At 71.1% G+C, this 17,241-nt stretch carries 13 protein-coding genes; 10 read left to right on the top strand and 3 right to left on the bottom strand.

Annotated elements, in window-relative coordinates; genetic code table 11:
- Window positions 1–47: 47 nt before the first annotated feature.
- From ABFS34_02560 to ABFS34_02550, 3 genes are read left to right on the top strand one after another with little or no spacing between them, the layout of a single operon-like run.
- Window positions 48–386, top strand: coding sequence for a PadR family transcriptional regulator (locus tag ABFS34_02560; GenBank protein MEN8374312.1), 339 nt, complete (start codon window positions 48–50; stop codon window positions 384–386).
- A gap of 34 nt (window positions 387–420) precedes the next feature.
- On the top strand, window positions 421–3,042 hold the full coding sequence (locus ABFS34_02555) for an ADOP family duplicated permease (protein MEN8374311.1): 2,622 nt from the start codon (window positions 421–423) through the stop codon (window positions 3,040–3,042).
- 60 nt (window positions 3,043–3,102) lie between these two features.
- On the top strand, window positions 3,103–3,699 hold the full coding sequence (locus ABFS34_02550) for a hypothetical protein (protein MEN8374310.1): 597 nt from the start codon (window positions 3,103–3,105) through the stop codon (window positions 3,697–3,699).
- A 103-nt stretch (window positions 3,700–3,802) separates the two neighbouring features.
- On the opposite strand, the gene ABFS34_02545 is transcribed toward ABFS34_02550, so the two are convergent.
- Window positions 3,803–4,324, bottom strand: coding sequence for a lipocalin-like domain-containing protein (locus tag ABFS34_02545; GenBank protein ID MEN8374309.1), 522 nt, complete (start codon window positions 4,322–4,324; stop codon window positions 3,803–3,805).
- 140 nt (window positions 4,325–4,464) lie between these two features.
- Between ABFS34_02545 and ABFS34_02540 the strand changes: the two genes are divergently transcribed.
- The 4 genes from ABFS34_02540 to ABFS34_02525 all read left to right on the top strand — a co-directional run bounded on the left by ABFS34_02540 (window position 4,465) and on the right by ABFS34_02525 (window position 10,169).
- Window positions 4,465–6,216, top strand: a complete 1,752-nt coding sequence (locus tag ABFS34_02540; protein ID MEN8374308.1) for a winged helix-turn-helix domain-containing protein — start codon at window positions 4,465–4,467, stop codon at window positions 6,214–6,216.
- 199 nt (window positions 6,217–6,415) lie between these two features.
- On the top strand, window positions 6,416–8,071 hold the full coding sequence (locus ABFS34_02535; protein MEN8374307.1) for a serine hydrolase: 1,656 nt from the start codon (window positions 6,416–6,418) through the stop codon (window positions 8,069–8,071).
- Window positions 8,072–8,102: 31 nt separating this feature from the next.
- Window positions 8,103–9,260, top strand: coding sequence for an N-methyl-L-tryptophan oxidase (solA, locus tag ABFS34_02530; protein ID MEN8374306.1), 1,158 nt, complete (start codon window positions 8,103–8,105; stop codon window positions 9,258–9,260).
- 204 nt (window positions 9,261–9,464) lie between these two features.
- Window positions 9,465–10,169 (top strand): SIMPL domain-containing protein, encoded by a 705-nt coding sequence (locus ABFS34_02525; protein MEN8374305.1) that lies wholly within the window; start codon window positions 9,465–9,467, stop codon window positions 10,167–10,169.
- Between the two features lie 68 nt (window positions 10,170–10,237).
- On the opposite strand, the gene ABFS34_02520 is transcribed toward ABFS34_02525, so the two are convergent.
- Both ABFS34_02520 and ABFS34_02515 read right to left on the bottom strand, forming a co-directional pair.
- Entirely contained in the window at window positions 10,238–11,056 is an 819-nt protein-coding gene (locus tag ABFS34_02520; protein ID MEN8374304.1) for a substrate-binding domain-containing protein, read from the bottom strand.
- Window positions 11,053–13,308 carry a transferrin receptor-like dimerization domain-containing protein gene (locus tag ABFS34_02515; protein ID MEN8374303.1) on the bottom strand — a complete coding sequence of 752 codons (2,256 nt, stop codon included), beginning with the start codon at window positions 13,306–13,308 and terminating at the stop codon, window positions 11,053–11,055. The genes ABFS34_02520 and ABFS34_02515 overlap by 4 nt, the downstream gene beginning before the upstream one ends.
- 76 nt (window positions 13,309–13,384) lie before the next feature.
- Here ABFS34_02515 and ABFS34_02510 point away from each other — a divergent pair, with 76 nt between their 5' ends.
- From ABFS34_02510 to ABFS34_02500, 3 genes are read left to right on the top strand one after another with little or no spacing between them, the layout of a single operon-like run.
- Window positions 13,385–14,017 carry a hypothetical protein gene (locus ABFS34_02510; GenBank protein ID MEN8374302.1) on the top strand — a complete coding sequence of 211 codons (633 nt, stop codon included), beginning with the start codon at window positions 13,385–13,387 and terminating at the stop codon, window positions 14,015–14,017.
- Window positions 14,018–14,042: 25 nt separating this feature from the next.
- Window positions 14,043–15,377 carry a 1-acyl-sn-glycerol-3-phosphate acyltransferase gene (locus ABFS34_02505; protein ID MEN8374301.1) on the top strand — a complete coding sequence of 445 codons (1,335 nt, stop codon included), beginning with the start codon at window positions 14,043–14,045 and terminating at the stop codon, window positions 15,375–15,377.
- 9 nt (window positions 15,378–15,386) lie between these two features.
- On the top strand, window positions 15,387–17,213 hold the full coding sequence (locus tag ABFS34_02500) for a hypothetical protein (protein MEN8374300.1): 1,827 nt from the start codon (window positions 15,387–15,389) through the stop codon (window positions 17,211–17,213).
- Window positions 17,214–17,241 lie beyond the last annotated feature (28 nt).

The following is a 17,241-nucleotide window of genomic DNA, read 5'->3' as shown; positions in this document are numbered from 1 at the left end:
TCAATGTTCTCTCTGAAACCTAGAGGAAGGCGTCTCGTATGGGCGGCGTGAACGACGACAAGTCCCGCAACGACATGATCAAGGGGACCCTGGATCTGCTGATCCTGAAGGTCCTGTCGCTGGAGCCCCTGCACGGCTGGGGCATCAGCGAGCGCATTCAGGACATGTCCCGCGCCGTGCTGGAGGTGAACCAGGGGGCGCTCTATCCGGCGCTCCACAGGCTCGTGCGGCGGGGCTGGATCACGTCGTCCTGGGCGACGACCGAGAACAACAGACGCGCGCGCTACTATGCGCTTACGGCTGAAGGACGAAGACAGCTCGGCGCCGAGGTCGTGCACTGGCAACGGCTGTCCGCTGCGGTCGACAGGATCGTCGCGGCGACCTGATCGGTCGCTTCGGGCTCCGCGTGGAAGGATAGACATGGGCATCACGAGCGATATGGCCACTCGTCTCTCGGCGCTGTTCCGGCGGCGCCGCATGGAGCGCGAGCTGGACGAGGAGCTGGCCTTCCACCTGGAGCGCGAGGTGGAAAAGCTCGCCGCCGAAGGCCTTGACCCCGACCGGGCCCGCACCGAGGCGCTGAGGCGCTTCGGGGGCGTCCAGCACCACAGGGAACGGGCCCGCGCGTCGTGGGGCCTCGTCTGGCTGGACGACCTGTGGCGCGACCTGCGCATCGGCGCGCGGGGGCTCCGGCGAGCGCGCGGGTTCACGGCCGTGGCCGTCACGACGATGGGGCTGGGCATAGGCGGGACGCTCGCCCTCTACGGCGCCATCCACGCGCTCCTCGTGCGGCCGTTCCCGTTCCCGGCCGGTGACCGTGTCGAGGTGTTCTGGTCGGACCAGAACTGGCGCGGTTCGGAGTTCGACCACGTACGCGAGGGCGTGGTCGCCTTCGAAGAAGTGGCGGCCTACGGGCACGAGGTGGTCACCCTGGGCGAAGGGCGGGGCCGAGCGCCCGTCGCGGCCGTGATGGGGTCCGCCGGCCTGTTCGACGTGCTCGGCGCCGCGCCGCTGCTGGGCCGGACCTTCCGCGAGGGCGAGGATCGTCCGGGGGCCGAGCCGGTAATCGTGCTGAGCCACGGGCTCTGGCAGCAGCGCTACGGAGGCAACCCCGGAGTCGTCGGCCGACTCGTCAGCGTCGACGGCGTCCAGCGGACCATCGTCGGGGTGATGCCCGCCGGCTTCTTCTTCCCGTCCCCGGATCAGCGGGCGTGGGTGCCGCTGGACCTGGACCCTGCCGACGGCGCCTACGCCGGTAACGGCTGGCTCATTCTGGTCGGCCGCCGCGCGAACGGCGCGTCCAACGCCCAGGTGGAGGCGGAGATCCAGGGCATCGCGGCCCGGCTCGGTGAGCGCTTCACCTATTCGGAGGAGTGGGACAAGACCCGCGGCGCGTTCAGCGTGCCGCTGCGCACATATCTGTTCGGCGAGGTGGGGCCGCTGCTGCGCCTCCTGACGCTGGCCACCGCGCTGCTGCTCGTCATGGCGCTGGCCAACGTCTCCGCGCTGCTACTCGGACGCATGATCGATCGCGCCCACGAGATGCGGCTGCGCGCCGCGCTGGGCGCGGGCCGCGCGCGACTGGTGCGCCAGATCGTTGCCGAGTCGGTGCTGCTGTCGGGGATCGCGGGGGGCGTCGGGGTGGCGCTGGCGTATCTCGGGTTCGGAGCGGTGGTGAGCCGGCTCCCCCTGGGGGGCGGTTTCGAGACCACCATCGGCCTGGACTGGCGGCTGCTCGTGGCGGCACTCGCCGGCGCGACGCTGCTCGGCGCCCTGGTGGCGCTGGCCCCCGCGCACAGGCTGCTCAGGGACCGGCCGACCAACCTCCAGCCGGGCGCCCGCGCCGAGGGCGGGGCGGCCGCGGGACGGTCCGGGCGACTGCAGGCGGCTCTGGTGTCGGCGCAGGTCGTCATCGCCGTGACGCTGGTGGCGGGGGCTACTCTGTTCGCACGTAGCGCCGCGCAGCTCTACCGCGTGGACACCGGCCTGGATCCGGCGGGGGTGGGCGCGGTGACCGTGGGCGTGGATCGCGCGACGCCCGGCGGCGGCCACGGCTTCGCGCGCCGCGCCGTTGACGCCGCCCGAGCGCTGCCGGGCGTAGAGTACGCGGCCATGGGGCTGCGGCTTCCGCTCCGCGACGGCGGCATCCAGGGCAGCACCGGGGTGCGAGACCGCCCCGAGCTGGACGGGGCGAACGCCCTCTCCGCCTACTACAGGGCCATCACCGACGAGTACCTGACGACCATGGGGATGCGGGTCGTGGAGGGAAGGGGATTTGGTCCGGAAGACAGGGCCGGCGCCGCCCCCGTGACGCTCGTCAACCGCGCGTTCGCCGAAGAAGTTTGGCCGGGCGAGAGCGCCTTGGGGAAGTCGGTGATGGGCAACTTCGACGACGACTGGTCCACCGTGGTGGGCGTAGTCGATAACGTGCCCATCGAGGGAGTGCGCGCGCCCGCGCCGCGGGTCGTCTATCGCCCCTACGAGCAGTGGGCAGCTCTTTGGCCCGGTGGGGTCCTGACCTTCCGCACCTCGGGCGACCCAGCCGCCCTGCTCGAGACGGTGCGCCGCACGCTGGAAGAGTTGGACGCCACGGCCGTGGTGCTGCAGCCGACGACGCTGCGTCGGGCGCTGGACGCCTCAATCGCGGACGTCCTCCGGCTGCGCTTCTTCATGGCCGCGCTGGCCGCTCTCGCGCTCGCGATCGGCGCGGTCGGCGTGTACGGCGTCGTGTCCTACGAGGTCGCCAGGCGCTCACGCGAGTTCGGCATCCGCATGGCGCTGGGCGCCGACCGCGGCCGCCTCGTGCGCGAGGTGATGCGCCGCGAGTCCGTCCAGGTGCTGATCGGCGTCGCGGTGGGGGTCGGATTGGCAACGCTCGCCGCGCGCGCCGCGGCCGGGCTGGTGTGGGGTGTGCAGCCGGTCGATCCGCCGAGCCTCGCCGCCGGCGCCGGCGCGCTCCTCGCCGTGGGGGTCGTCGCCGCGCTGACGCCCGCGATTCGGGCCAGCCGCGTGGATCCGGCGCGGGTGCTGCGCGGCGAGTAGCCGCGGCAGAGAACTTGCGGCCATGCCGCGTGGGGTGGGGCACACGGCATGGAGGTGGACATGAGGAGCATCACGGAAGTCGTTGGGACGGCGGCGATTGCGGCGTTCCTGGCGGCCTGCAGCACCGCTGAAGCATCAACGGTAATTCCGGCAGAAACTTCCCTCGCGATCGAGATCGGCCAACGGCTGAGCTCCGACGCGCACGCGCCCGGAAGCGCGTTCGCGGGCGTGCTGGCCGAGCCGCTGTCGGCCGACGGACAGGTCATCCTGCCGGTCGGGACGGCGGTGCGGGGTGAGGTCACGTCGGCCAGCGAGGACCCGCCGACGATCGGTATTCGCCTGACCAGCATCGACATCAACGGGGCCCCCTTCGAGGTCCACACGGAGCCGGTCGTGGTGAACGCCATGAAGCGCTCCGAGATGGTCGACAAGGGCAAGAAGATCGGCGGCGGCGCGGCGGCCGGCGCGGTCATCGGCGGGATCGTGGGCGGCGACGCGAAGGACGTGGTGCTGGGCGCGGCTGCAGGCGCCGCCGCGGGCACCGGCGTGGCGCTCGCCACCAAGGAGCACGAGGCCTACCTGAACGCCGGCACCGTCGTGACAGTGGTTCTGGACGAGGCGATGGTGGTGGCGCCCAGGCCGGTGACGGAGGACTGAGCGCGAGACCAACGTCGCTCCTTCTCGGCGACGCTCGGCACGAGAAAGGGACGGGGTAGCGGCCCCGTCCCTTTTCTCTTTCCGCTTCTACGCCAGCCGTAGATCACTCCATCGACATCCCTTCCACCTTCTGCAGCGTCGCAGTCCAGCCGGCGCGAAACGTGTCTTCCCCGTAGGAGATGTGCAGCACGTCGCCCGCGAAGTGGATCGTGTAGGGCTGCGCGTTGCCGGGGAAGTCGCCCATGTAGTTCATGTCCTTCGCCACATAGGCGATCGTCGTGAGTTGGTCGCCTTCCACCGAGTAGCGACCCGCGTTCGCCACGAGGGTCTGATACGCGTGGGTCCGTTCTTCGTCGGTCATCCCGGCCTCGGCGTCGTAGCCGCCGCGGGCTTCGCTCGCGTTCACGTACATGATCGCGTAGTGCGTGCCGGTGAAGATGAACATCCCCGGTTGGGCCTCGTAGGACTCCTCCGGGCCCTCCCAGTTCGTGACCACCCACGCGCCCTCGACGGACTGGTCCTCGGCCATGGCGTCGTCCTGGGCGACCGATTGGCCGGGTGCGGCAACGAGCGCCAACACGGCGAGCGCGGCCAACGGGAGAGCGGCGTTGTTCCTGAGCGACATCGCATACCTCCTGGGGTCGGGGACCGAACGGTGCGTCCGGTCACCGGTTCGGGGAGACCGCCGTGGCGGTCGACGCCCCCGACCGCTGCGTCCTGGCGATCGGGGCGTCATAACGGCGCCGAGGCGGGCGTTGCAGGAACATGAGCCGCCCTCTCCCTACCGGCAACGTGGTCCGGTTCGGTCCCTTCGAGTTCCACCCGGCGAGCCAGAGCCTGTGGCGCGACGGAAACCCCGTCCCGTTGCCCCCGCTGCCCAGCTCGGTGCTCTCCCACCTGCTTGAGCACCCCGGCAGAATCGTGACCCGGGCGGAGCTGCGCGAGGCCTGCTGGGGAGGGCACCGCGTCGGGTTCGACGATCGCCTGAACACGTGCGTGCGCGCGCTGCGGACGGCGCTGGACGACGACGCCAGGTCGCCCGGCTACATAGTTACCCAGCGCGGGCGCGGGTACCGCTTCGTGGGCGACGTCACGGCGGCCGCGTGGGACAGCGCGCGCGACCGGCACGCGCGGTCGGCGCCGCGGACGCTCGGCTCCCGCCGCTGGCGCACGGCCGCGGTGATCGCGGGAGCCTTTCTCGTGGGCGTAACGGCGCGCGGCACGTTGACCGACGCGGATGCGAACGAAGGCCTCCGGAGCGGCGCGGGATTGCGCGCCGTGGCGGACCCGCTGGTCGACCCCGGAACGGTCGTGCCAGAGGCGTGGACCGCCTACGTGCGCGCCACGGTGCTCCTCCAGGGGGAGGGAGAGGGCTCGCTGCGTGAGGCGGACAGGCTGCTCACGCGTGCGATTCAGTTGGATCCGACTTTCGCCAATGCGCGCGCGTATCTGGCCGGGACTCGCGCCGAGCGCGGCTGGAGGGAGCGCGATCCGGCGTTGATCGCGGAGGCGGGCACGGCGGCGCGCGCCGCGATCGAGCGGACCCCGCACTCGGGGGAGGCGTGGCTGGCCCTGGGCCGGTCCCAGCACTTCGACCGACGCTTCGACGAGGCTCTGTACTCGCTGGAGACGGCGCGCGACCTCCTGCCGGGCGAGCCCCGGGTGCACCTGGCGCTGGGCGGCGCCTACCGTCGGCTCGGGCGCTGGCTGGAGTCCAATCGCGCGTTCGGCCGCGTCCTGGAGCTCGACCCCTTCTCGGTACCGGCCACCTGGGCGCTGGCCCTGAACCACGAGCGCCTCAGGGACTTCGACCGGGCCGACGCGCTGTATCGAAAGGCCATCGCCCTCGACCCGGAGCACCTGCCCGCGTACTTGCGGCGGGCGTTGATGCACGCGCGGCTCGGCGGCGACCCGAACGGCGCCCGCGCGATCCTGGAGGAGGCCGCCCGAGCGGGCCACGGCAGTCCCACGGAGCTCGCGCTCTCGATCCGCGAACTGGCCAGGATGCTGGGGCCGTCGAGCGATTGGGAGGGGATCGACGCGAACTCGGGTAGCACCATCGTCCGGCTCGGCAGGGCGTGGCTGCTGGCGTCCTCGGGCCGCGCCGACGAGGCGCGCACCGAGTACGCGAGGCTGGTAGAGGAGCTGGCGCCCCGGGCGCACGGGCCCGGTGCGTGGGACGGTGTCCCGACCGTTCAGGGAATCCTGGGCCTGGCGTACGCCGGGGCGGGGGACGTCCGCAGGGCGCGGCGCCAGGCCAACCGCATCCTCGAGGAGTTCCCCGCGCAAGGCGACGCGCTGACCGCGTCCTATCTGCGCGTCATCGCGGCGGAGATCTTTACCTCGATCGGGGACTTCGAGCGCGCCGCGGCGCTCGTGGCCGAGCAGCTTGCCAGGCCTTCGACGCTCACCGTGAAGGGCCTGCGCTCGGATCCGGTGTGGGCCCCCCTGCGTGAGTACCTGGCCGCGCCGGCCGAGGGCCGGCTCGCCGAGACCATGGCCCGCGTCGGGCCCTGAGGCGCGGCCGCCGGCGCTCCGCCACGTTCCCGGGCCTCCTCAGTTTGCCCTCAGAAACCCGACAAGTTTAGACGGCCAAAGGTCTTGCGCGGCCAGTCCCAAGGCGTCCGCGGTTCCTCAGATCGCGTTCATGGACGCGTGGGCGCGCGCGGGTGAGGGTAGGGGCGAGCATCACGCACCTGCCCGTGACGGAGCCTTCATGCGCGCACCACCGATGACCGCGATTCTCACGCTGCTGCTGTCCGCCGCCGCTCCCGCCTGCGGCGGAGACGACCCGGCCGGCCCCGGAGGCCCCGGCGGCGGTTCGGTGCCGGTCATCACCCTGTCCGCCGCGGCCACGACCCTCACCTTCCTGGGCGAGACCGTCCAGATCGAGGCCAACGTGACCGGCCTCGCCGCCGGCGCGGACGGGACGGTCACCTGGTCGGTCACCGACGGCAGCGTCTTCCGCGTCGACGACGCCGGCGTGGTGAGCGCGACCGGCAACGGCAGCGCGCTGGTGAGAGCCTCCGTGCTGAGCGAAACCGAGACGCTCGAGCTGACCGTCGCGCAGGCGCTCGACTCGGTGGCCATCGTCGGGCCCGACACGGTGTTCGCGGTGGGCGTGCGCTCGCGCTTCACGGCGTCCGGCTTCGACGCCGGAGGAGCACCCTTTACGCGCACCGCGCTCGAGTGGGCCAGCTCGGCTCCTGCGGTCGCCACCGTGGACGCGAGCGGCATGGTCACGCCAGTGGGTGAGGGGACGGCCGACATCTCGGTGACGGTCGACGGCATGGGCGCGAGCCGCGCCTACACCGTGGTCGACGCCATCCCGCTCGAGCTGAGCGCCGCATCCGCGGAGGCGTTCCAGTGGGCGCTCGAGGACACATCGTCGGCGAATGGGGTGGTCGGGGTGCAGGCCGCGATCATCATCCCGGGGCAGGGGACCTGGCAGGGCGTTTACGGACAGAACGACTCGAGCAGCGTGATGCGCCCCGACCTGCTGCTGCCCGTTGGCAGCGTGGCCAAGACCGTGATCAGCGGGCTCGTGCTCGACCTGGTAGACGACGGCCTGCTGGAGCTGGACGACTCGGTCGGCACGTGGGTCTCCTTCGCCAACGTGCCGGGCGACGTCACGGTCAGGCAGCTACTCCAGAACACCAGCGGCGTAGCCAGCTTCACCTCGGGAGTGGGGTTCGGCGACAGCATCGTGGCCGACCTGTCGCGCCTGTGGACGCTGGAGGAGCTCATGCAGTTCGTGGGCCCCGTCGAGTTTCAGGCCGGGACCTCCTGGAAGTCGTCCAACACGGGCTACCTGCTCGGCGGGATCATCGCCGAGACGGTGACCGGGTCGACCGTCCCGGACCTGTTCACCGCGCGCCTGTTCGATCCCTTGGCGCTGCGTATGGCCCAGCCGGCCTGGCAGACCCCGCCCGGCGAGCTCGCGGTTACCTGGAGCTTCCAGAACGGCCAAATCGTCAACTTCACGGACCTGTTCGTGGGACCGGCGTTCCACTCGTCCGGCGGACCTCTCGATGTCGTCATGGACGCCGAGTCGCTGGCGCGCTGGGGCGCCGCGTTGTTCGGCGACTTCCTGTCGCCCGCGGTGCGCGCCGAGATGCTCACCGACGTTCCCGACGACGGCGGCATTCCGGGCCAGGTCGCCGCGGGCGTGGGGATCCGCAAGTACAACTACCTGGGCCGGACGTCGTGGGGGCACAGCGGCAACCAGGGCAACGGCAGCGCGTTCCTGCTGTGGGACGAGACGACGGGGATCACCATCGCGCTCACCTACAACCTGAACGGAGCGGGCCACGGGGCGTCGCACTTCCGGTTGATCCAGGTTCTGCTCGGCCTGGCACTGCAGGCGATGTAGCGAGAAACGGGGCGCCGGCTATTCTCCCTGCATGATCGCCGTAGGGTCGTTCGACGTCATCGTGGTTGGCGTTGGCGCGATGGGCTCCTCCGTCTGCGCCCACCTCGCCGCGCGCGGAGCCCGCGTGCTGGGCATCGATCGCCACGCGCATCCGCACGAGTTCGGTTCCAGCGGCGGCGACACGCGCTTGTTTCGCACCTCCTACTTCGAGCACACCGATTACGTCCCGCTCCTGCGCCGCGCGCGCGCCGGGTGGTCGCGCCTGGAAGAGGACACCGGCGTAACGGTGTTCTACGAGACAGGCGTGCTATATGCCGGTCCGGCGGATGGCCATTTGATCCGCGATACCGAGGCGTCGGCGAGGGCGTACGAGATCCCGCTGGAGGAGTTGGGCGACGCGGCGGACCGCTTCCCCCAGTTTGCGCTGCCGGACGGCTATCGCGCTCTGTTCGAGCCGGGCGGGGGGCTGGTGCTGTCGGCCTGGGCGATCGGGGCGTACGGGGGGCTCGCCAGGCACGCGGGGGCGCAGCTTAGGCCAAGGGAGCGCGTTCTGGGCTGGGAGGAGACCGGCGACGGCGTGGTCGTGCGCACCGACGCGGGCCGCTATACAGCCGCGCACCTGGTGCTCGCCGCCGGAGCCTGGACGAGCGCGCTGGCGCCGAGCTTGGCGGGGTTCCTCACGCCCACGCGCCAGGTGCTGGGCTGGGTGCGGCCCGACGACCCGGACGCGTTCTCCCCACCGCGCTTTGCTGCCTGGGCGATCGAGGACCCGAGCGACGGACTCTACTACGGATTTCCCATCGTGGGCGGCTCGTCGGCCATGCCGGAGCGCGCCGGCATCAAGGTCGGTCGCCACGTGCCCGGACCCGAGGCCGATCCGGACACCGTCGATCGGGGGCCGGCCCCGCCCGAAGACCAGGATTTCCTGCCCGGAGTGGCGCGCTACCTGCCCAGCGCGGGCACCGACGTGCTGTCCACCATGACCTGCCTGTACACCAACTCGCCCGACGGCCACTTCCTGGTTGGCGCGCTGCCTGGCGCCGAGCGCGTGAGCGTGGCGGCGGGCTTCAGCGGCCACGGCTTCAAGTTCGCCCCCGTGATCGGCGAGGCGCTGGCGGACCTCGCGCTGGAGGGATCGACCGAGCTGCCGATTGGGTTTCTGGATCCGGACCGCTTCGACGGCACCTGAGACGTTTCCGCGGAAACGCGGGAGACGTCGCCGCGTGTCCCCCGAGACGTTTCCGCGGAAACGTCCTGGACGTCTCAGCTCGTACGCCCGCGAGGCGGTGACAAAACCGCCGGGCCCGCCCCCGATTTCAGACACCACTGCCTCTCCATGCGCGTTTCAGCATTAGCAGTCCCCAACCCGCGCGTCACACATCCGGGAGATCCCATGAGGTACGCCGCCCCGATCCTGCTATTCGCGCTACCCGCCGTTGGCGTCGCTCAAGCGCCGGAGCCCGAGACTCCCACCGTCGTCGTGACGGGGTCGTCGACCCAAACCGTGCCGCCGGACATGGTGACGGTATCGTTTTCGGCAAGCCGCGTGGAAGACTCGCCGGGAGACGCGGTGGACGGAACGGCGGAGTTGGCGGAGGCAGTCATTTCGGCGCTGGGCGCCATGGGCTTGGCGGACCTGGAGATCGAGCGGATTGGATTGGCAGTCTCTCCGCACTGGGAACACAAGAGAAACGGCGACCGGGAATTCAAAGGCTACCGAGCCAACACGACCGTGCGCGCTCGGACGCACATTCTCGGCGAGACGGGGCGCCTCGTGAACGCGGGGACCGACGCCGGAGCGACGATCGGAGGAGTCGGATACTCCTCCTCCTCAGAGATGCACGCGCTCAGGCGTCTGGCGCTGGCGAGTGCGGTGGCCGCCGCGCGCGAGGACGCGGCCGCGATGGCCGAAGCCGCCGGTGGCCGGCTGGGACCACTCCTGCTGCTTACGACCGATCGGCTCGACCCGGCACCAGGGATTGGCCCTGTAGCGATTCAGGCATTGAGGGCCGGCGATACCTTCATGCTGGACCCGCAGAACGTAGCCGTTTCCGCCCGCGTTCAAGGCCGCTGGGAGTTCATCCCCGACGGGAACTAACGCCCGGGCGGCTTTGGCACCCGAAACGTTTCCGCGGAAACGCGGAACGCATCAACGCGCGCCCAGCCTCAGAACTCGCACCTCGGCCGCAGCGGCACGAACAGCCCCGTCCCGAATCTGTCCACGCCGTAGTCGGCGATGGCGTCCTGCGCCTGCGCGGACGCGAGCCACCGCGCCAGCGCCCTGCCGCCTTCGGGATCGGCGGCCGCCACCACCGGGATCACGCTGTAGCGGTTCTCGAGGGGCGGCTCGCGTTCGAACAGGATCTCGAGCTCCAGCGCGTCGCGCATGAAGAGGTAGGTGCTGCGGTCCGACAGGGTGTAGGCGCCGCGCTCGTCGGTCAGCGTCAGCGTCGAGCCCATGCCCTGCCCGACCTCGACGTAGACGTCGCCGCGCGGCCTGGTGTCGAACAACTCCCATAGCACGCGCTCGCGCCGGTGGGTGCCGCTGTCGTCGCCGCGAGATACCCATTCCACGCCGCTGTCGACGATGCGCCGGAGCGCTTCCCGGGTGTCCGACGCGTCGCGCACGGCGGCAGGATCCGCCGGCGGGCCCGCGATGACGAAGTCGTTGAGCATCAGCTCGCATCGCCCGGTCCCATGCCCCGCCGCGATAAACTCCCGCTCGCCCTCCGGGTGGTGCACCAGCAGCACGTCTGCGTCGCCGCGGCGGCCCAGGTCCAGCGCGGCGCCGGTGCCCACCGCGACCACGTTCACCGCGTAGCCGGGGTGGGCCTCGTGAAAGAGCGGCAGCAGCGCGCCCAGCAGACCCGAGTCCTCGGTCGACGTGGTGGTCGCGAGCACGACCCGCGCGGGCGCCTCGGCGCAGCCGGCGGCGACCAGGCACGCCGCGCCGGCCAGCAGAGCGAACGTCGCGCGTCGCCTCAACGCAGCAGCGCCGCCGCGCGGTCGATCTCGGCGCTCAGCGCGTCCAGCGTTTCCGCGATGCGCGCCACCTGGGCGTCCGCCTCGGCCCACTCCCGCTGCTCGATCGCCTCGCGGATGCCGGGCAGCGTCTTCACGCCGTAGCCCGTGTAGAAGCCGGGCGCGTAGATCTGGTGCCGGAACCAGTCGCGGCGGGGCAGGCCGTCGGGCCGCGTCATGGCGCGCTCGGTGGCGATGAGCCGGGCGTTCAGCGCGCGCACGTCGTCGGGCAGCGCTACGCCGGCGGCCAGGGCGGCGTGCAGCGCCGAATCGTACGCGCGGGCGCTCGGCTCCAGGCGGTCGATGGCGTTCTGGAGCGGCGCGAAGTTGAGGTGCGGCACCTCGCCCTCCGCCTCCGGCGGCACGTACCGCTTGGTCGGGTCGGCCGCGAGCTCGTACGCGTTCATGGCCACCAGCGCGTTGTCCCGCTCGGTCTCCTCGCGGACCTCCTCCAGCAGCTCGATGACCTCGTCGCGGTAGGTCTTGACGTTGTCCACGAACGGGCCGAACAGGAACGGCAGGATCTCGGCGTTCGCCGCCCTCAGCGTGGCACGCCCAGTGGTGCGGGCGAGCGCGACGCCGTAAGCGAAGCCGGGGTCGCCGAAGCGCGTATAGTGGTCGAAGTTGTCGAACTGCGAGTGGTAGCTGCCGCCGGCGTTCTCGCCGCCGTAGCTGAGGTTCAGCGACGCGATCCCCAGGTGCTGCAGGAACGGCGTGTAGTCGGACCCCGACCCGAGGGGCGACAGGAGCAGGTCGCCCCGCTCGCTCGGCTCGCGGTCGCCGTTGACCGCGCGCCGCGCGTGCTCGCGCTGCCACACGGTGACCCCCGTCTGCGGATCATCCACCTCCCTGGCGACCTGGTTCATCATCTTCTGAAGGGTGTGCGAGCCACCCATGCGCAGGAAGCCGCGGCCGCTGCCGTCGGTGTTGATGTAGATGGCCAGCTTTTCGCGCAGCTCGTCGGCGTGGTGCTCGACCCACTCGGTGGAGCCGAGCAGTCCGGGTTCCTCGGCGTCCCACGACGCGAACACCAGGGAGCGCCGGGGCCGGTGGCCGCGCCGCGCCAGCTCCCCTATCGCGCGCGCCTCCTCCATCATCGCCACGTGGCCGGAGATGGGGTCCTGCGCGCCCATCGCCCAGCCGTCGCGGTGGTTGCCGCGCATCACCCACTCGTCCGGGTGCACCGACCCCTCCAGCCGGGCGATCACGTTGTAGGCGGGCTCCAGGTTCCAGTCGAACTCCAGGTGCAGGCGCACGCGCGTGGGGCCGGGACCCACGTGGTAGGTCAGCGGCAGCGCGCCGCGCCAGGACGCCGGCGCCACCGGTCCTGCCAGCGCGCGCAGCAGCGGCAGCGCGTCCGCGTGCGAGATGGGCAGCACCGGGATCTTCATGAGCGACGGTGCCTCGTCGAGCGGAAGCCGGCGGGCGTCCGGGGTCGCCCCCACGCCCGGGGTCAGCGGATCGCCCGGATAGAGCGGCATGTCGCTGACCGAGCCGCGCTGCACGCCGTCCCGCCGCCGGAAGGGGCCGTCCGGGTACGTGTCGCCCTGGAAGTAGCCGTCGTCGCGGGGGTCGGAGTACAGGATCGTGCCGATGGCCCCGTGCTCGGCGGCGACCTTGGGCTTAATGCCGCGCCAGGAACCGCCGTAGCGGGCGATAACGATCTTGCCCTCGACGTCTATCCCGAGCCGCTCGAGATCCTCGTAGTCGCGCGGGATGCCCTGGTTGACGTAGACCAGCTCGGCGGTGACGTCGCCGTCGGCGGAGTACGCGTTGTAGGTCGGCAATCGGTCGCCGATCTCGGTGGTCGCCTCGCCTTCCAGCACCGGCTCCTCGAGGCTCGCCGTGAACGCCTCGGGCGCTACCATCTCGAGCACGCGGATCCGCGGCTTGGGGAACAGCACCCGGTACTCCTCGATCTCCACGTCATAGCCCCACGATCGGAACAGCTCCGCGGTGAACTCCGCGTTCGCACGGTTCTGCGGGGATCCCACGTAGAACGGCTCGACCGTCATCCGCTCCATCCAGTCCGCGAGGTGCTCCGCGTCGAGGAGCGCGTCGAAGTCGGCCTCCAGGGCTAGCTGCGCCTCTCCGGCCGCGGGCGTGAAGCCGACGATGAGGCCGCCGTCCTGAGCGTCGAGGGACTGGGCGCGCGTCGCCGGCGCCGCGAGGGCCGCGAGAATCGTTGCTGCGGCGAGCGTGGGAGCTGTGCGCATGGTGCTGCCTCTGGGTTGTAGGGGGAGCGCAGGCTGGGCCGGCGCGCGGGCGCGCGCAAGGCGCTAGGTTTCGAGCATGAAATCGACCACGATGTTCCTCGGCGGCCTGGCGATCGGCATCGTCGGGCTTGGCGCCGCCAGATACGCGGCCATGCCACCGGCCGAAACAGACGAGCCGATCCACTATCACGCGAACCTGGTCGTGTACCTGGACGGCGAGCGCGTACGCTTCCAGGACGAGCTCTACATGCAGGATCTGGCCAGTTGCAGGCTGGACCCCACGATGCTGTCGACGTACGACCGCGTGCACTTCCACCAGATGATCGACGACGTCGTGCACACTCACGACTCGGGCGTCGCCTGGGGTCACTTCTTCTCCAACCTGGGCTACACGGTGGGCGACGACGTGGTGGTGGACGACGAGGGCGAGCGCTTCGTCGACGGGGACGGACAGGAGCTCGTCTTCGTGCTCAACGGCTCAGGCGTGCCCTCCATCGCCAACCGGGAAATCCGGTCGCTGGACCGGCTGCTGGTGCACCACGGCCCCGCCGATGTGGACCCTGCTTTGATCGACGCGCGCTTCGACGAGGTCCCCGACAACGCGCAGGCGTTCAACGAGTCGCACCAGGACGGCCTGGGCTGCACCTCGGGGGAGGAGCACGAAGAGGAGACGGCGCTGACCAGGTTGCGCCGGGCCTTCTGGTTCTAGGCGGACGGCCCGGGCGGCTCGGCTGATGCGCGACTTCATCGCCCGCGCCCTCGGCGCCACCGCGGCGCTCTTCTACAGGCTCGAGTGCCGCGGCGCGGACTACCCGTCCGGGCCGATGGTGGTCGCGGCCAACCACCCCAACGCCCTGCTGGATCCGCTGATCGTGCTCCGGTCGGCGGGTCGCCTGGTGCGGCCTCTGGCCAAGGCGCCGCTGTTCTCGCACCCGATCGTAGGCGTCGCACTGCGCGTGCTCGGCGGTCTCCCGGTGTACCGGCGCCGGGACGATCCCGCGCTCATGGGGCAGAACGATCGCACCTTCGAGGCGGCCATCGCCGCACTCGCGGACGGCGCCGCGATCCAGATCTTCCCGGAGGGCCAGAGCCACTCGGCGTCCGAGCTGTCGCCGCTGAAAACGGGCGCGGCGCGCATCGCGCTGCAGGCCGAGGCGGCGCACGGCTGGTCCCTGGGGGTCCGCATCGTTCCGGTGGGGCTCACCTACGCGCGCAAGCCTTTCTTCCGGGGCGACGCGCTGGCGCTGGTGGGCGAGCCGATCGGCGTGGACGACCTGCACGCGGCCTACGAGGCGGACGACCACGCCGCCGCGCGCGAGCTCACCAAGCGCATCGACGCGGGCTTGCGCGCGGTCACCGTCAACCTGTCCAGCCACGAAGAGCGCGCGCTGGTGGAGACCGCCGAGCGCATCTGGGCGCGCGAGAAAGGCCTGGCGCGTTGGCGCGAACGCGCCCCGCTGGGCACGCGGGTGCCGCGCCTGCAGGCGTTCGCGCGCGGGCTCGCTTGGCTGCGCGCGAGTGACCCCGAGCGCCACCAGGAGCTGGCAGATCGGGTCGGGCGCTACCGGCGCCTGGCCGACGCCCTTGGCGCGGGCGAGGCCGCCGACGTGCCGCCCGCCACGGCGCTCTTCGATGTCGTCCGCTACCTGCTCCTGCGCGCGCTGCCGCTGGCTCTGGCCGGGCTGGTCGCGGCCGCCGGCGCCATCGCCTGGGCGATCCCCTACCTGGTGCCGCAGATCATCGTCCGGCGCGCTTCGCTACGCGAGGACGAGCTGGCCACCTGGAAGCTCGCGCCCTCGATCCTGGCCTATCCGGCGATGTACGCGGTGTGGCTGTTGGTCGCGTTCCGACTGGGCGGCTGGCCGGCGGTCCTCGTGGCGGCGGTCGCGCTGCCTTTCCTGGGCGCGTTCGCGGTCGCCTGGCGGGAGCGTCTGCGGCATGCCTATGAGGACGCGCGGCTTTTCCTGAGAACCGTGGGCCGGCCAGAGACGGTGACCAGGCTGGCCGCCGAGCGCGCCGCGCTGGTCGCGGAGTTCGACCGGATCGCGGAGCAGGCGGAGGAGGAGTAGGATAGCCGCATGAACTTCCTCGAGGAGCTCAAGCGCCGGCACGTCTTCCGCGTGGCCGCGGCCTACGCGGTGGTCGCCTGGCTGGCGTTGCAGGTGGTGGACCTGGCGGCGGAGTCCTTCGGCGCGCCCGACTGGGTCATGCGCATGCTGATCGTGGCGCTCGGCTTGGGCCTGCCCGTGGCGGTGTTCCTGGCCTGGGCCTTCGAGATCACGCCGCAGGGGGTGAAGCGGATGGCGGAGGTAGACGCGAGCCCCTCCCTCGTACCGTCCACCGGTCGGCGGCTGAATCGCCTCATCATCGGCGGTCTCGTCATCGCGCTCGGCTACTTCGTCTGGGAGAGCAGGTTCGCGGGGGCGAGCGCGGCGCCCGAAGCCGCGACGACGACCGTCGAGGCGGCTCCGCCCTCCATCGCGGTGCTGCCCTTCGCCAACATGTCGAGCGACCCCGAGCAGGAGTACTTCTCCGACGGCATCACCGAGGAGATCCTCAACGCCCTGGCCAAGATCCGCGAGCTGCGCGTCGCCGCCCGCACCAGCGCTTTCCAGTACAAGGGCCAGAACCCGGACCTGCGCGAGGTCGGGCGTGACCTGGGGGTGCAGCACATCCTGGAGGGCAGCGTCAGGAGGCAGGGCGAGGCCGTGCGCATAACCGCGCAGCTCATCGAGACCGAAACGGGCTTCCACCTCTGGACGGACCAATACGACCGCGACCTGGACGACATCTTCGCGGTTCAAGAGGAGATATCCACCTCCATCGCCGAGGCGCTCAGCGTGGAGTTGAACCTGACGGAGACGCCGGTCGTAGCGAGCCGTACCGACAACAGGAGAGCCTACGATCTCTACCTGCAGAGTCTCGCCCTGTGGCGGGCGCGTACCCGCATCGACGAGGCGATCGACTCGCTGAAAGTCGCGGTCGAGTTGGATCCCGATTTCGCCCCCGCCTGGGCGACGCTGGCCCGCGCGCTGGACCAGTACGGCATCTGGGCCTCGCAAGAAGGCCTGGAGGTGACTCGGGCGGAGCGCGACAGCATCAACGCCGAGGTTCGCGTGGCCGCCGAGACCGCGCACCGTCTCGCCCCCGACCTGCCCGCCGCGCTGCACGCCATGGGCAAGGCCAGCCGCGACGGTCGGGAGGTCATGCGCTACTACCGCCGCGCCCTCGACATCGACCCATCGAATTCGCTGGTAATGGAGGACATGGTCGGGACGCTTTTCGCCTACGGCCTCAACGCGCAGGCGGTCGAGCTGGCCGAGCGCATGGTCGCGCTCGACCCCATGCCGGTCAACATCCTGGCGTACGCCATGGCGCTCACGGGCGCGGGCGACTATCCGGCCGCCATCAGGGAGTTCGAACGCGCCGCGACCCTGGACCCCGGCTTCGGTCCGGTGCTCTGGTTCGGGGCCGACGCCCTCGTGCTGGCGGGGGACGTGGAAGGGTACACCCGATACGCAGCGCGCTTTGCGGCCACGGTGCCCGAGCGTGCCGCTGCACATATGGAGAACGCGCGAACCTTGACGGCCCACCTGGCCGAGCACGGAGAATTCACCCGGGGTCTCGTCGACGCGCTGGAGGTCGACAGGCACACGCTCATCGTCGCCGCGGACGTGGGCGCGGCCGACAGGGCCGTCGAGCTTCTGGCGGCACGGGTGGACTCGGGGGATGTATCCGCCTTTGACCTGCCATGGGTATTCGATGACCCACGCTTTGCGCCCGTCAGGCGGAGCCCCGAGTTCCACGACTGGATGCGTGCCGGAGGCTTCGTCGAGTTCTGGCAGGAGTTCGGCTACCCGTCGTCGTGCCGCCCCGTCGGCGAGAACGACTTCAATTGTAGCTAGGCTTACCTGCGCGCGGCGCGCCCGCTCC

The organism is Gemmatimonadota bacterium (genome assembly GCA_039715185.1).
Lineage (GTDB): Bacteria > Gemmatimonadota > Gemmatimonadetes > Longimicrobiales > RSA9 > DATHRK01.
This window is presented reverse-complemented; position numbering and strand designations above follow the sequence as displayed.